Genomic DNA, 15,126 nt, shown 5'->3' with positions numbered 1-15,126 from the left:
CCCACTGATGACTTTTGCTTTACCTGGGACGGTCCAGGCGCCTCACCGGCAGTCGTCCTGGCGGGCGGTGTTGCCGCGGAAAGTGGGCGCGGGGGAGGGGCTGGAAGAGCTGGGCGAGGGGGAGGGCGAGGCGGGGAAGGAGGGGACAGGGCCGCGGTGCTTGCCGTCGCCCGCCCCGCTCTCCTCGTTCCCACTCCCCTCGTTCCCGCTCCTGTCGTACCCGTCCCCCTCGTACGTGCCCTCGCCCTCGGCCTCCGCCTCCGCGGGTGCCTTCTTCGCGACGACGACCGGCGCGTCGGTGCGCAGCCGGGTGAAGAGCCGGTCGGCGGCGGGCTGGACGAGCTGGTCGCGGTTGGCGTCGTAGACGTACGACCGCCGCGGCACCGTCAGGAACTGGATGCGGTCCGCCGGGATGCCGCGCATCCCGCGCACAAGGTCGTAGAGCCCGCGCAGGCTCGCGAGGTCCGGGTCGGTGGTCAGCGAGGAGGTGGCGGCGTCGAGCACGGGGTAGAGCTTCGCCGGGTTCAGCAGCACGCCGTCGCTCTGCACCTTGCTGACGAGTGCGCCGAGGAAGCGCTGCTGACGGTCCATCCGGTCGGTGTCGCTGCCGTTGCCGAGGCTCTTGCGGGCGCGCACATAGCCGAGGGCCTGTTCGCCGTCGAGGACGTGCCGGCCCGGGCCGAGGCGCAGATGCGCGTCGGCGTCGACGATCCGCCGGTCCAGACAGACCTCGACCCCGTCGACGGCGTTCACCATGGCCTTGAACCCCTGGAAGTCGACGACCATGTGGTGGTCGACCCGCACGCCCGTCACCTTCTCGACGGTCCGGATGGTGCAGGCCGAACCGCCCACCTCGAACGCGTAGTTGAACATGGCGAACATCGGGTCGGTACGCGATCCGCCGGGGCGCCGGCACGCGGGCACGTCGACCATCAGGTCGCGCGGGAAGGAGACGGCGGTGGCGCTGCGCCGGTCGGCGGCGACGTGCAGCAGGATCGTGGTGTCCGAGCGCTGGGTACCGTCGTTGTGCCCGTACTCGCGATTGGCACCCGCCCGCGAGTCGGAGCCGATGAGCAGCAGGTTCTGCGCCCCGTGGACGAGGACGCTGGGCCGTTCCTTCTCGTAGCGGGCGAGTTCGGCGGCGGCGTCCGAGTCCTCGGTGATGTTCCCGTTGAGCTTCTTGTACGCCATCCAGCCCGTGCCGCCCGCCACGAGCACCAGCAGCGCCGAGGCGATCGCCGCGTACCGCAGCCACCTCCTGCGCCGCCGGGTGCGCCCGGCGCCGGTGGGCGTCGAGCCGGCGGGGCCGTGCGGCGCCCCGCTGTCGCGCTGCGGGGGCAGGGCTTCGGCGGGGTCGGTCACGTGAGCCCCCTCATGGCGACGTAGCAGTCACGCCTGCGTGCACAGGCGCCTCTACGACCATGGACCCCGCCGCGTCCCCGGGCCGGGAGAGCTGGGCCGAACGGACTACCGGACGACGGTGGTGACCCGCTCGCTCTCGACGCGCTTGGCCAGGGCGATGTCGTCGAGCAGGCCGAGATTGCGGCAGAGCACGACGGATCCGCCACTGGTCAGGGGCGCGAGGAGCCCGGCGCACAGCCCCTGCCAGGTGTCGTAGCCGAGGCCGGACAGGATGCGCGCGCTCTCGCCGGTCAGGCCGAGCCCCGGCGCGTCGGCGGTGGCGTCCGCCACGACCTCGGCGCCGCTGCGCTCGCTCTCCGCGACCACGAGCGCGGGCGCACCGGGGTCGACCGGGGAGAAGGGCGCGAACCGGTCGCCCTGCGAGGGGACTTCCACGGCGTAGTCCATGAACCCCTCGGGCGGCTGCGGGAAGCGCCCGCCCAGCGGCCGCAGCGCGAGCGCGACCCGCTCGCCGGAGCAGCGCCGGGCGGCGTCCAGGCCGTCGGGGCCGCTGACGACGAGATCGGCCCCCGCCGGGTCCCCGCCCACCTGCGCGACGACCCCGGCCGACCAGCAGGCGAGCAGCCAGACGGCGGTCTGCCAGTGCGCGGGCAGCAGCAGGGCGACCCGGTCGCCGGGCTCCGCGTTCAGCTCGCCCTGCAACAGGTTGGCCGTCTTGGAGACCCAGTTCGAGAACGTGGCCACGGACAGCTCCACGCGCTCCCCGGTGGCGTCGTCGTAGAACGTGATGAACGGCCGGCCCGGATCGGCGGCGAGGGCGCTGTGCAGAAGGGCGGCGGGATGCACGGAAGTCACCCGGCCACCCTACGCGCAGGATCCGCCGCGGCGAGGAACGGGCGGGCCCGCCGCGGGCACCCGTATGACACTCCCCGATAGCCGGAACCACCCCTGTATGCCCAGGATTATGGGCATGCGTGGATTAATTGCTTCCTCGATCGGTGTCACCTGCGCGGCGGCCCTGGCCCTCCCGCTGACCCTGCCCGCCGCCTCGCACGCCGCACCGGCCCCGGCGCGGGACGCGCTCGCGGGCAGCACCCAGTCACTGGCCCTGGCGAGACTCGGCGCCACCCGAGCCGCGGACCGGCCGGAGGAACAGGGGCTCGCGCGGCGCGACGTCCGTCCGTTCTCCCTGGTGGGTGTCGTCTGGGACGATCCGAACGCCGAACTCCACGGCCGGGTACAGGTCCGCACCCGCACGACGGCGACGGCCGCCTGGTCCGGTTGGCAGGACGTGGAGACGCACAACGACGACGCGCCCGACCTGGACACGTCCGAGCGCACCGCCTCCCACGTCCGCGGCGCGACCGCCCCGCTCTGGGTCGGCGACTCCGACGGCGTGGAGGTGCGGGTGAGCGGCGAGCCGCCCGCACCCACCCGCGCGGCCGCGCCCCCGCTCCCGAGCGGTCTGCGCCTGGAACTCGTCGACCCGGGCACGGACGAGGACCCCGGCCCGGAGGGCGCCCCCGCGGACGCACCGCGCGGCAACCCCCCGGCAGGCACGGTCATCCCCGAACTGTCCAAGCAGGCGACGGAGGACGAGCTGATCGCGGCCGCCGGCGGCGACACGAGCGCGGCCCAGGCCCGCCCGTACGTGGGCCCCCGGCCGCGCATCGTCACCCGTAAGGGCTGGGGCGCGGACGAGAAGCTGCGCGAGCACAAGCTCGGCTACACGAAGACGGTGAAGGCGGCCTTCGTGCACCACAGCGCGACCGGCAACAACTACCGCTGCGCCCAGGCCGCTTCGGTCATCCGTGGCATCTACCGCTACCACGTCAAGAGCAGCGGCTGGCGCGACATCGGCTACAACTTCCTCGTGGACAAGTGCGGCACGATCTACGAGGGCCGCGCCGGAGGCGTCACGAAGCCGGTCATGGGCGCGCACACCCTCGGCTTCAACACCAACAGCACGGGCATCGCGGTCCTCGGCTCGTACAGCAGTACGAGCCCGCCCGCCGCGGTGGTCGACGCGCTCGCGCGGCTCACCGCCTGGAAGCTCGGCCTGACCGGGGCGAACCCGAGCGGGACGACCACGCTCAAGTCGGGCGGCGGCAATCTCTACCCCAAGGGGAAGAACGTGCGGCTGCACGTGATCTCCGGCCACCGGGACGGATTCGCCACCGAATGCCCGGGACGCCGTCTCTACGACGAACTCGGCACGGCCCGTGCCGGCTCCGCCCGCCTCCAGGGCCGCTGACGCCGGCCGGCCGGGGCCGCACACAGTCTGCATACACTGGCCGGCCGAAAGAAAGTTCGGCCGGCCCCAGCAGGAAGCAGAGACGACAGGTGACAGAAGCGATCCTCCTGGTCGGCGGCAAGGGCACCAGACTGCGCCCGCTCACGGTCAACACCCCGAAACCGATGGTCCCGGCGGCGGGCGTCCCGTTCCTCACGCACCAACTGGCCCGCGCCAAGGCGGCGGGCGTCGACCACATCGTCCTGGCCACGTCCTACCTGGCGGAGGTCTTCGAGCCGTACTTCGGCGACGGCTCCCGCCTCGGCCTGCACCTGGAGTACGTCACCGAGGTGGAGCCCCTCGGCACCGGCGGCGCGATCCGCAACGTGGCCCCGCGGCTGCGCTCGGGCCCCGACGAACCGGTGCTGATCTTCAACGGCGACATCCTGACCGGCCTCGACATCCAGGCGCTGGTGCACGAGCACGAGTCCACGGGCGCCGATGTCTCGCTGCACCTCTCGCGTGTCGAGGACCCGCGCGCGTACGGCCTGGTCCCCACGGACGGGACGGGCCGGGTGACGGCGTTCCTGGAGAAGCCCCAGACGCCCGAGGAGATCGTCACGGACCAGATCAACGCGGGCGCGTACGTGTTCCGCCGCTCGGTCATCGACACGATCCCGGCGGGCCGCCCCGTCTCGGTGGAGCGCGAGACGTTCCCCGGCCTGCTGGCGGCCGGCGCCCACCTCCAGGGCATGGTCGACTCCACGTACTGGCTGGACCTCGGCACCCCGGCCGCGTTCGTGCGCGGCTCGGCCGACCTGGTCCTGGGACGCGCCCCGTCCCCGGCGGTCCCCGGCCGCTGCGGCGACAGCCTGGTGCTGGACACGGCGACGGTGGCGCCGGACGCCAAGCTGACCGGCGGCACGGTGGTCGGCGCGGGCGCGCGGATCGGCGAGGGCGCCCGCGTCGTCGGCTCCACGGTCCTGGACGGCGCGGTCGTCGAGGCGGGCGCGCTGGTCACGGACTCCCTGATCGGCCGCGGCGCCCGGATCGGGGCGCGCTCGGTCCTGAGCGGAGCGGTGATCGGTGACGGGGCGCATGTGGGCCCGGACAACGAGTTGCAGACGGGCGTCAGGATCTGGTGCGAGGCGAAGATCCCACGAGCGGCGGTCCGCTTCTCCTCGGACCAGTAGCCAACCTGGCGGATCCGGCAGATCCAGCCCCTCCGGCGCTTGAGGAGCGGGGCCCGGGGCGGAGCCCCGCGACCCGAGCGTCAACCCGGCCCCCCCTCCAGCCACCTCGGCCGCACCGGCCCGCCCGAACCCCAGAACCCCGGACACACAAGAAACCCCCTACCCTCGTAGGGCATACCCGCTCCACCCCGAAGGGCCCTCGTGGCAGGCCGCCGATACCCCACACGTAGGTACTCCGCCTCCGGCGGCACCGCGTACATACCCTCCCCTGCCCGCCCGCAGGACGAGGCCGGCCCGCCAGCCACCCGCACCTACACCCCCCCGGCCCCCCTCCACCTGGGCCTGACCCTCGCCCCGCTGCGCAGGGGCCCCGCCGACCCGACTTTCCGCACCACACCCGACGGCGCTGTATGGCGCGCGAGCCGCACCCCGCAGGGCCCGGCCACGCTGCGGCTGACGGAGCGGAGCGGCACGGTGCGGGCACAGGCGTGGGGCCCGGGGGCCGACTGGTTCCTGGACCACCTCCCCGCGCTGCTCGGCGAGGCCGACGACCCGTCCCTGTTCGCGCCGCGCCACCGCCTGCTCGCCGAGTCGGCCCGCCGCCGCGTGGGCCTGCGGCTGACCCGCACGGGCCTGGTCCTGGAGAACCTGATCCCGTCGATCCTGGAGCAGAAGATCACCACGGACGAGGCGTACCGCGCCTGGCGTCTGCTCCTGCACCGGCACGGCGAACCGGCCCCCGGCCCGGCCGGCGGCCAGGACCTGCGGATGCGCGTCATGCCCGACGCCCGCGCGTGGACACTGATCCCGTCCTGGGAGTGGCACCGGGCCGGCGTCGACAACAAGCGCGCGTCGACGATCATCCGCGCGGCGCGGGTGGCCCCGCGGATGGAGGAGGCGGCGCGGATGGAGCCGCCCGCGGCCCGCGCCCGCCTGGAACTGGTCGCGGGCATCGGCCCCTGGACCTCCGCCGAGACGATCCAGCGCACGAACGGCGCCCCCGACGAGGTCACCACGGGCGACCTGCACCTGCCCCACACGGTCGGCCACGCGCTGGCGGGCAACCGGGACGCGACGGACGAGGAGATGCTGGAACTCCTGGCGCCCTACGCGGGCCAGCGACACCGGGCGGCCCGCCTGATCCTGCTGAGCGGCGCGGCCCCGGCCCGCAGGCAGCCCAAGATGCGCCGGGTGGACATCGCCCAGTGGTGACGCCGCCCGCCCCGCACGGGGTGGCTCACCGCACCTCCACGAACTCCGAGACCACCCGCTCCGCCCGCTCGGCCGGCGCCGCCGCCGCGTGCCCTACGGCGATCGCCCCCATCGGGTCCCACCCCGCGGGCAGCTCCAGCACCTCCCGCACGACCTCGCGGCAGAACATGGTCGAGGAGACCCAGGCCGACCCGAGCCGCTCCCCGGCCAGCGCGACCAGGAAGTTCTGCACCCCGGCCCCGGCGGCCACGACGAACATCTCGCGCTCCGCGGCGTCCCGCCGCGCGTCCCCGTAACGGTGCGACCCGTCCATCACCAGACAGGGCACGACGAGGTACGGCGCGTTGCGCAGCACGTCCCCGCGCCGCACCCGCTTGGCGATCGACTCCTCGCTCTTGCCGTCGCGCCGCAGATCCGCGATCCACGCGTCCCGCATCGCGTCCAGCAGCCGCACCCGCGCCTGACCGGACTCCAGCAGCACGAACCGCCACGGCGTCGTGTGGTGCGGCGCGGGCGCGGTGACGGCCTGGGCGACGGCCCGGCGCACGGCACCCGGGTCGACGGGCTCGTCGGTGAAGGCCCGTACGGTACGCCGCTGCGTCACCGCCTCCCGTACGGCCTCCGAGGTCCCGAGCCGGAACATGTCGTCGCGCGCGACGCGCACCAACTCCCGCGCCGAGCCGCTCTGTTCGGACCCCACCATGCCGCTGAGTCCGCGCACCACGGCGACCGGCAGTCCGCCGGCCTTGCCCTTCACGAGGTCCCCGGCGGCGGCCAGTTCGTCGGCGGTCGCCACCACGGTGGCGCTCAGCGGATTGCCGTGCGCGTCGACGCCGCCGCGCAGATCGTCGAGGACGCGCACGCCCGCGGCGCCGATGGCGACGTCGGTCAGGCCGTTGCGCCAGGGCCGGCCGAAGGTGTCGGTGACGACGACGCCGACCTCGACACCCAGCGCGGCGCGCACCCCCTCGCGGATCGCGGCGGCGGAGGCGTCGGGGTCCTCGGGCAGCAACAGCACGGTCCCGGCCGCGGTGTTGGAGGCGTCGACGCCGGCCGCCGCCATCACGAGGCCCAGCTTGTTCTCCACGATCCGCAGGGGGCCGCGCCGGGCGACGACGCGCACGGTCTCGGCGTCGATCGCCGCTTCCCGGTCGTCGGCCCGCACGATCCGTCCCTCGGCCTTGCTGACGATCTTCGAGGTGACCAGCAGGACGTCCCCGTCGGCGAGCGCCGGCTCGGCGGCGACGATCAGCTTGGCGAGGTCGTCGCCCGGCCGGACCTCGGGGATGCCGGGGACGGCCCAGGCGCGGAAGGCGGGGGCGGCGGCGGTGCTCACGCGATCCGCACCTCCTCCGCGAGCCGCAGCGCCTCACGCGCCATCGCGGCCGCGGCGGTGCCCTCCTCGGGGTCCGTCATCAGCAGCGGCACGGCCCGGCACCGGATCCCGGCCGACTCGACGCGCTCCAGGGAGCCGGCGTCCACGGTGTCCACGAGCCAGCCGTCGAGCAGTCCGGAGCCGTAGTGCTCGGCGACGGCGGCGGCGCTCGCCTCCACGCCCACCGCGGCCAGCACCTTGTCGGCCATGCCCCGCACCGGCGCGTCGCCGACGATCGGCGAGAGCCCGACGACGGGCACGCCCGCGTCCGCGATGGCCTCCCGGATGCCGGGCACGGCGAGGATCGTGCCGATGCTGACGACGGGGTTCGACGGCGGGAAGAGGATCACGTCCGCCTCCGCGATGGCCTCCAGGACGCCGGGCGCGGGCTTCGCCTGCTCGGCACCGACCGGGACGACGGCCTGCGCCGCCACGGAGGCCCGCATCTTCACCCAGTACTCCTGGAAGTGCACGGCCTTGCGCTCGCCGTCCACGTCCACCGCGACGTGCGTCTCGACGCGGTCGTCCGACATCGGGATGAGCCGCACCCCGGGCTGCCACCGCTCGCACAGCGCCGCGGTGACCGCGCTGAGGGGGTAGCCGGCCGCCAGCATCTGCGTCCGGACGATGTGGGTCGCGAAGTCCCGGTCACCGAGCCCGAACCACCCGGGCCCGACCCCGTACGCCGCGAGCTCCTCCTTGACGTGGAAGCTCTCGTCCGTACGTCCCCAGCCCTGCTCCTCGTCGATGCCGCCGCCCAGCGTGTACATCACCGTGTCGAGGTCGGGACAGACCTTCAGGCCGAAGAGGTGGATGTCGTCGCCGGTGTTGCCGATGACCGTGATGACCGCGTCGTCCGGCGCCGCCTGCTTGAGACCGCGAAGGAACCGGGCACCACCGATGCCGCCTGCCAGAACCACAATGCGCATGGCCCCAGCATCGCAGGCAGGTACGACAACACGGCAGCCGGTCCCGGCGCCGCCCGGTCAGACGGCGGCGCGATGCTCGGTGGAGCAGGCGGGGGAGTGGAACGGCATCGCGGTGAGGCCGGGGTAGTAGATGTGCAGGCTCACGGCGGGCTCCAGCGTGTCGTTGACGACCTCGTGGACGTACCCGGCGGCGAAGACGCGCTGCGCGCCCGCGACGAGGGTCCGCGCGCCCTTGTGCGTACGCTCCGTCAGTTCGCCCTCCAGGAGCGTCAGGACACCGGACGAGCGCCCGTGGTCGTGCAGCCCGCTGCCCTGCCCGGGCACCCAGGACAGCAGCCAGACCTCGTAGCCGGGGCCGGTGCGCAGCCGGTGGTACCAGCGGGAGGTCGCGTCGTACTCGACGAGGTGCGCCCACTGGGCACGGTCGGCGGCGAGGGAGCGCGCGAGCCCGGCGAACTCCGCCACGGTCCGGGGGTGTTCGCGCGCGGGCTGGAGCAGGTGCGGTACTTCGAGGAGGTCGCCGGCGATCTGGAGGTCGCTGTCGCTGTTCATGGGTGGGGAGATTCCTCAGAGGGGAGTGCGGGGGTGCCCCTACCGGGGCGCGGAGCCGTACAAGGGAGGAGAGAGCGCGGTCGGAGCGCGGTGGCTCAACGACTCAACAGCTGGAACAGCAACAGTGCGCGCGCGCGACGGAGACGGACCCGGCGGTGCGGGTCGTGGTCCGTGTCAAGTTCGCGAGCATGCCCACCAGCACACCGGTTCATGCGTGCGCTGTCAACTTGCCGCCCGGTATGTGGGACATGTTTCACCTCATCCGGTATCTCGGTCAGGCGAAAGGTTTGTGCACCCCCTGACCGGGACATGTGGCGCATCAACCCGGCGTGCGAACGCCGTTGTGATCCCGTGATCCACGTGTGATCCGGTTCGCTTCTGCGAGCGCTCCGGAACGAGATCGAACTCCGCGGCGTCCTCTCATGCAGTGGTCCACCAGGAGTAGGGCATCCACAAGGGCCGCTGGCAAGTGTCACGGTTTTTGCCGATTTGAACACTTTCCGCATAGCCTTGGTTCCGCAGAGTGAATAAGGGGCCCAATAGCAGATCTCGGCTTGACTGCCCCGGATCGGCACACTTGTAATTTCACTCGTGTCGTTCAGCCGAAATCGGTAGCGGCAACATCACGGGGAACGCACGGACAGACGAGGGGCGCACTATGACCGAGTCGTTTCAGGATCTGCTGGTCGAGGACGCGGAAGAGGAACTCGGCTGGCAGGAGCGGGCGCTGTGCGCCCAGACCGACCCCGAGTCCTTCTTCCCCGAGAAGGGCGGCTCCACCAGGGAGGCCAAGAAGGTCTGCCTGGCATGCGAGGTCCGCTCCGAATGCCTTGAGTACGCACTCGCCAACGACGAGCGGTTCGGTATCTGGGGCGGCCTCTCCGAGCGCGAGCGCCGGCGGCTCAAGAAGGCCGCCGTCTAGTCCTGGAGCGAGCGGTGCACCGGCCCGTCGCCCGTGGGTTGTCCACAGGCGGCGGGCCGCTGTTGTTGCCAGCCGTTAGTGTGGGGCCCCGTCCGAGACGCCACCGTGCCCCCAGGGGACACAGCGTCCACCGCAGTCCAACGAACCGGGGCCCGTACCTCGATGTCCGTGCACAGCCATCCGGCAGACCCCTTCGGTGCTGCCGCCGCCACGTTCAACCCGGGGCACGACGCAGGGCTCGACCCGAGCGGCGCCCCCGAGTTCCCCAGGCATGTCGTCACCGCCGTCCTCGTCTCGCACGACGGCGCCCGCTGGCTGCCCGACGTCCTGTCGGGCCTGCTCGGCCAGGAGCGGCCCGTCCAGGACGCGGTGGCCGCCGACACCGGCAGCGCCGACGACTCCGCGGCCCTGGTCGGCGCCGCCCTCGGCGACGAGCGCGTCCTGCACCTCGCGCGCCGCACCGGCTTCGGCCAGGCCATCGAGGAGGCCGTGCGCGGCGCCGGGGTGCTCACCCCGGAGCAACTGCCCTACCTGAAGCGGCCGAGCGGCTGGGACCCCGTCAGCCGCAGCTGGCGCGACGACGCCTACGACCTGCCCGACCTGCCGCACGGCGAGCCCGAGCAGTGGCTGTGGCTGCTGCACGACGACTGCGCGCCCGAACCGGACGCGCTCGCCCAGCTGTTGCGCGTCGTGGAGCGGGAGCGCGAGGCCGGCGCCGACGTCGCGATCGTCGGCCCCAAGCTGCGCGGCTGGTACGACCGCAGGCAGCTCCTGGAGGTCGGCGTCTCCATCGCCAACTCCGGGCGCCGCTGGACCGGCCTGGACCGCCGCGAACAGGACCAGGGCCAGCACGACCACGTCCGCCCCGTGCTCTCCGTCTCCACCGCCGGCATGCTGATCCGGCGCGACGTCTTCGAGCAGCTCGGCGGGTTCGACCGCCGCCTGCCGCTGATGCGTGACGACGTCGACCTGTGCTGGCGCGCCCAGAGCGCGGGCCACCGCGTCCTCGTCGCCCCCGAGGCCGTCGTACGGCACGCGGAGGCGTCCTCGCGCGAGCGCCGCACCGTCGACTGCGTGGGCCGCACCGCCTCCTCCCCGCACAAGGTCGACAAGGCGGGCGCGGTCTACACGCTGCTCGTCAACGCGCGCGGCGCGGTGCTCCCGTGGGTCCTGGTCCGCCTCGTGCTCGGCACCCTGCTGCGCACGGTCGCGTACCTGGTCGGCAAGGTGCCGGGACAGGCCCTGGACGAGATCACCGGTCTGCTGGCGACGCTGCTTCGGCCGGGCCGGATCATGGCGGGCCGCCGCCGGCGCGCCGCGGCAGTCGTCGACCCCAAGGAGCTGCGGCCGCTGTTCCCGCCTCCAGGTGCCACCGTGCGGCTGACGGTCGAGCAGGTCGCGGGGAACCTCTTCGAGGGGGCCGATCCCGAGACCTCCACGGCCGGCCGCCACGGCGGCGGCGGTCTGGAGTCCGGGCCCGGCGGCGACGACGCCGACTTCATCCAGGTCGAGCAGTTCGCCCGCCTCAAGCGCATCGCCCGCAAGCCCGGACCGATGCTCTTCGTGGTGCTCCTGTTCGTCTCCCTCATCGCCTGCCGGGGGCTGCTGGGCGGCGGCGCACTCGCGGGCGGAGCCCTGCTGCCCGCCCCCGGCGACGCCTCCGACCTGTGGGCCCGCTACCTCGACGCCTGGCACGCCACCAGCACCGGCGGCACCCAGTCGGCGCCCCCCTACCTCGCGCTCCTCGCCGCCCTCTCCTCCGTCCTGCTCGGCTCCACCGGCCTCGCGATCACCGTGCTGCTCGTCGGCTCGGTACCGCTCGCCGGGTTCGCCGCGTACTTCGCCTCCCGCCGGCTCGTCGAATCCCGGCTGCTGCGCGCGTGGGCGGCGGTCGCGTACGCCTTCCTGCCCGCCGCCACCGGCGCCCTCGCGGGCGGCCGCCTCGGCACGGCCGTCCTGGTGATCCTGCTGCCGCTCATCGCGCGCGCGGGCCTGTCCGCCTCCGGCCTCATGAACGCCCGCGGCGCCCGCGGCAGTTGGCGGGCCACCTGGGCGTACGCCCTGCTCCTGACGGTCACCACGGCCTTCACGCCCATCGTCTGGCCGATCGCCCTCATCCTGGGCGTCGTGCTCCTCGTCGTGCGCCGCGGGGACATCACCGCCTACGGGCTGCGCTTCCTCGCCGCCCTCGGCACACCGCTGCTGGTGCTCGCGCCGTGGTCCCTGACGCTGCTGCCGTTCGGCTTCTTCAAGGAAGCCGGCCTGCCGTACGGGAAGGGCGCCGCGACGGCGGCCGGCCTGCTCGGCGCCTCGCCCGGCGGCCCCGGCACCACCGGCAGCCTGCTGCTCATCGGCATCGTGCTGGCCGCGCTCGCCGCGCTGCTGCGCCAGGAGCGCCGCCCCGCGGTCCTCACCGCCTGGACCGTCGCCCTGGTCGCCCTGGTCTTCGCGGTCCTGTCGAACGACGCGACGTGGGCCGGGCCCGCCACCCTCGTCTACGGCATCGCGCTCCTCGCCGCCGCCGCGCTCGGCGCCGACGGCGCGCGCTCGCGCGTGGCCGAGCAGAGCTTCGGCTGGCGCCAGCCGGTGGCGGCGCTGGTCGCGTTCGCCGCGGCCGCGGGCCCCCTGCTGCTCGCCGCGGGCTGGATGATCGCCGGCGCCGACGGGCCCCTGGAGCGCCGCGACCCGGTGCAGGTGCCCGCGTTCGTCGCCGAGGAGGCCGGCACCCGCGACCAGGCCCGCACGCTGGTCCTGGCCGGCTCCACGGGCCAGGTGTCCTACTCGCTGGTCCGCGGCGCGGGCGCCCGGCTCGGCGACGGTGAGCTGACCGCGGCCGCCGGCGAGAACAAGACCCTCGACAAGGTCGTCGCCAACCTGGTCGCGGGCTCCGGCGCCGACCAGGCCGACCAGCTCGGCGGCTTCGCCGTGCGCTACGTCCTCGTCCGCGACGGGGCGCCGCGCCAGATGGGCCGCGTCCTGGACGCCACCCCGGGCCTGACCCGGCTCAGCCAGCAGGACGGCACCGCCCTGTGGCGCATCGACCGACAGGTGGCGCGGGCCGTCGTGCTGCCCTCCGCCGGCGCCGGTTCGACGTCCGAGGAGGCCAAGCCGGTCGCCGCGGGCCCCGTCGAGGTGCACACGAAGGTCCCCGCCGGCGGCGCCGGCCGCGTCCTGCGCCTCGCCGACCAGGCCGCCGAGGGCTGGACCGCCACGCTCGACGGCACGCCCCTGACACGGACCACGGTCGACGGCTGGGCTCAGGGCTTCGAACTGCCCGCCTCCGGGGGGACCCTGGACGTCACCTACGACACCCCGATCACGCACACCGCATGGCTGTTGGTCCAGGGCCTGCTCGCCCTCGTGCTCGTGGTGCTCGCCCTGCCGGGCCGCCGCAAGGACGTCGACGACGACCTCCCGGAGGAGCCGGCCGCCGTGCCCGCCCAGGACATCACCGGCGACGGCCGCCGGGCCCGCAGGCTGCGCGCCCAGGCCGAGGCCGAGCAGGCGCAGACCGACGGCCCGCCCGCCGAGACGGCCGCGCCGCCCGCCGACCCGGCCCCGGCGGACATCCCACAGCAGCAGGCGTACGGCGAGTGGGACCAGTCCGCGTACCAGGGCGCCGAGTACGGCACGTACGCGGCGGACGGGCAGCAGCAGTACCAGGGCGACGCCTACGGGTACGACGCGCAGGGGGTGCCCTATCAGGCGGACCCCTACCAAGCGGGCCAGTACGACCCGTACGCCTACGGGGGCACGTACGAGCAGCAGCCTCCGTACGACCCCGCGTACGAGCAACAGCAGCACGGCCACGGCAACGGCGCCGACAGTGAGCGCCCCGACGGGAGCCAGCAGTGAACCGCACGACCCTGTCCCTGATCGCGGCGGTGACGGCCCTGGCCGCCGTCACCGGGTTCGCCGCCACGACGTCCGGCGGCGCGGACGACGCTCCCGCCGCCGCGGCCGCCCGGCTGCCCGTCGAGCGCTCCAGCCTGCTCTGCCCGACGCCCGGCCAGTCCGACCTCGCGGAGACCGCGTACACGTCGTACACGCCGCCGTCGAAGGGGTCCGGCGCCACGGCGGGCACGGCGCGGCTGATGCCGGTTCAGCGCGCGTCGGACCAGGCCGGGGACGCCAAGGACAAGGCCAAGGCGCCCAAGGCGGTCGTCACACCGAAGCAGCCCGGCAAGCCCGCGACGGGGGAGGCGTCGGGCGCCGACGCGCCCGCCCTGATCGGGACCGCCGACGGCGCCCTGGCCCCCGGCTGGACCGTCCAGCAGACCACCACGGTCGACGCCGGCACCGGCCGCGGCCTGCTCGGCCTGGACTGCTCGGCACCGGACACCGACTTCTACTTCCCCGGCGCGAGCACCGCCAAGGAGCGCAGCGACTACATCCACCTCACGAACCCGGACAGCGAGGCCGCGGTCGTGGACGTACAGCTGTACGGCCCGGAGGGGGCCATCAAGTCCGACGTCGGCGAAGGCATCCAGATCGGCCCGCACGCCAGCGTCCCGGTCCTGCTGTCCACGCTGACCGACAAGCCGTACCCGAACCTGACGCTGCACGTCACCGCGCGCAGCGGCCGGGTCGCCGCCGCGGTCTCGGCCGCCGACGACAAGCTGGGCGGCGACTGGCTGCCCGCCGCCGCCGACCCGGCCGCCTCCCTGGTGCTGCCCGGCATCCCCAAGGACGCCACGAGCGTGCGCCTGGTCGCCTTCGCGCCCGGCCAGGACGACGCCGACCTCAAGGTCCGGCTCGCCACCTCCAGCGGCCCGATCGCGCCCGCGGGCCACGACAGCCTGCACGTGAAGTCCGGCATGACGGCCGCCGTCGACCTCGGCGACGTGACGCGGGGCGACCCCGGCTCGCTGCTCCTGACCCCCGCCGACGCCTCCGTGCCGGTCGTGGCGGCGCTGCGGGTCACCCGCGGCAAGGGCGCCGACCAAGAGACGGCGTTCATCCCCGCCACCCGTGACATCGGCGAGCGCGCCACGGTCGCCGACAACCGCGCCAAGGGCTCGACGCTCGCCCTGACCGCCCCCGGCGCCGCCGGCAAGGTCAAGGTCACCGCGTCCCCCGGGGACGGCGCGGGCACGGCGGTCACCAAGGAGTACGCGGTCAAGGGCGGCACGACCCTCTCGGTCGCCGCGCCGGTCCCGGACGGCCTGAAGGGCACGTACGCGCTCACGGTCGAGCCCGTCTCGGGCGGCAAGGTCTACGGCTCGCGCATGCTGGAGGAGAAGCGGGAGGGCGTCCCCGCCTTCACGGTGCAGACACTCCCGGACGACCGGGGCACGGTGTCGGTGCCGGACGCGGACGAGGACCTCTCGATCCTTCAGAAGTAGGAG

The 15,126-nt window shown here is 74.1% G+C and carries 11 protein-coding genes; 6 read left to right on the top strand and 5 right to left on the bottom strand.

Annotated features, from left to right (window positions below; translation table 11 throughout):
- Positions 1-42: 42 nt before the first annotated feature.
- Positions 43-1,362, bottom strand: coding sequence for an LCP family protein (locus tag ABZY33_RS27755; protein WP_356494413.1), 1,320 nt, complete (start codon positions 1,360-1,362; stop codon positions 43-45).
- A gap of 105 nt (positions 1,363-1,467) precedes the next feature.
- Positions 1,468-2,217: a TIGR03089 family protein gene (locus tag ABZY33_RS27750; protein WP_356494412.1), complete on the bottom strand. Its 750-nt coding sequence runs from the start codon at positions 2,215-2,217 to the stop codon at positions 1,468-1,470.
- Positions 2,218-2,314: 97 nt separating this feature from the next.
- Here ABZY33_RS27750 and ABZY33_RS27745 point away from each other — a divergent pair, with 97 nt between their 5' ends.
- From ABZY33_RS27745 to ABZY33_RS27735, 3 genes are all read left to right on the top strand, one after another.
- A complete protein-coding gene (locus ABZY33_RS27745; protein ID WP_356494411.1) occupies positions 2,315-3,616 on the top strand; it encodes a peptidoglycan recognition protein in 1,302 nt (433 codons plus the stop codon).
- A gap of 89 nt (positions 3,617-3,705) precedes the next feature.
- Positions 3,706-4,788 (top strand): NDP-sugar synthase, encoded by a 1,083-nt coding sequence (locus ABZY33_RS27740; protein ID WP_356494410.1) that lies wholly within the window; start codon positions 3,706-3,708, stop codon positions 4,786-4,788.
- A 258-nt stretch (positions 4,789-5,046) separates the two neighbouring features.
- Positions 5,047-6,000 (top strand): DNA-3-methyladenine glycosylase 2 family protein, encoded by a 954-nt coding sequence (locus tag ABZY33_RS27735; RefSeq protein WP_356494434.1) that lies wholly within the window; start codon positions 5,047-5,049, stop codon positions 5,998-6,000.
- Positions 6,001-6,025: 25 nt separating this feature from the next.
- On the opposite strand, the gene ABZY33_RS27730 is transcribed toward ABZY33_RS27735, so the two are convergent.
- The 3 genes from ABZY33_RS27730 to ABZY33_RS27720 are packed head-to-tail and all read right to left on the bottom strand — an operon-like array spanning position 6,026 to position 8,856.
- Positions 6,026-7,336 carry a coenzyme F420-0:L-glutamate ligase gene (locus ABZY33_RS27730; RefSeq protein ID WP_356494409.1) on the bottom strand — a complete coding sequence of 437 codons (1,311 nt, stop codon included), beginning with the start codon at positions 7,334-7,336 and terminating at the stop codon, positions 6,026-6,028.
- Positions 7,333-8,304 (bottom strand): 2-phospho-L-lactate transferase, encoded by a 972-nt coding sequence (gene cofD / locus ABZY33_RS27725; protein ID WP_356494408.1) that lies wholly within the window; start codon positions 8,302-8,304, stop codon positions 7,333-7,335. The genes ABZY33_RS27730 and cofD overlap by 4 nt, the downstream gene beginning before the upstream one ends.
- A gap of 57 nt (positions 8,305-8,361) precedes the next feature.
- Entirely contained in the window at positions 8,362-8,856 is a 495-nt protein-coding gene (locus ABZY33_RS27720; protein WP_356494407.1) for a cysteine dioxygenase family protein, read from the bottom strand.
- Positions 8,857-9,514: 658 nt separating this feature from the next.
- Here ABZY33_RS27720 and ABZY33_RS27715 point away from each other — a divergent pair.
- The 3 genes from ABZY33_RS27715 (at position 9,515) to ABZY33_RS27705 (ending at position 15,123) form a co-directional block, all read left to right on the top strand.
- The gene (locus ABZY33_RS27715; RefSeq protein ID WP_127831770.1) at positions 9,515-9,778 is read left to right on the top strand and encodes a WhiB family transcriptional regulator; all 264 of its coding nucleotides are present in this window, start codon (positions 9,515-9,517) and stop codon (positions 9,776-9,778) included.
- A gap of 162 nt (positions 9,779-9,940) precedes the next feature.
- Positions 9,941-13,633: a glycosyltransferase family 2 protein gene (locus tag ABZY33_RS27710; protein WP_356494406.1), complete on the top strand. Its 3,693-nt coding sequence runs from the start codon at positions 9,941-9,943 to the stop codon at positions 13,631-13,633.
- On the top strand, positions 13,630-15,123 hold the full coding sequence (locus ABZY33_RS27705; RefSeq protein WP_356494405.1) for a DUF5719 family protein: 1,494 nt from the start codon (positions 13,630-13,632) through the stop codon (positions 15,121-15,123). Before ABZY33_RS27710 ends, ABZY33_RS27705 begins: the two co-directional genes overlap by 4 nt.
- Positions 15,124-15,126 lie beyond the last annotated feature (3 nt).

Origin of the sequence: Streptomyces sp. NPDC006552 (assembly GCF_040611655.1) — a bacterium.
Classification (GTDB): Bacteria; Actinomycetota; Actinomycetes; order Streptomycetales; family Streptomycetaceae; genus Streptomyces.
This window is presented reverse-complemented; position numbering and strand designations above follow the sequence as displayed.

What these genes read in the sequence shown, in the direction of transcription:
- ABZY33_RS27715 (WP_127831770.1), top strand. Translation starts at nt 9,515, where the DNA reads ATGACCGAGTCGTTTCAGGATCTGCTGGTCGAGGACGCGGAAGAGGAA.
- ABZY33_RS27720 (WP_356494407.1), bottom strand. Translation starts at nt 8,856, where the DNA reads ATGAACAGCGACAGCGACCTCCAGATCGCCGGCGACCTCCTCGAAGTA.
- ABZY33_RS27745 (WP_356494411.1), top strand. Translation starts at nt 2,315, where the DNA reads ATGCCCAGGATTATGGGCATGCGTGGATTAATTGCTTCCTCGATCGGT.
- cofD (WP_356494408.1), bottom strand. Translation starts at nt 8,304, where the DNA reads ATGCGCATTGTGGTTCTGGCAGGCGGCATCGGTGGTGCCCGGTTCCTT.
- ABZY33_RS27710 (WP_356494406.1), top strand. Translation starts at nt 9,941, where the DNA reads ATGTCCGTGCACAGCCATCCGGCAGACCCCTTCGGTGCTGCCGCCGCC.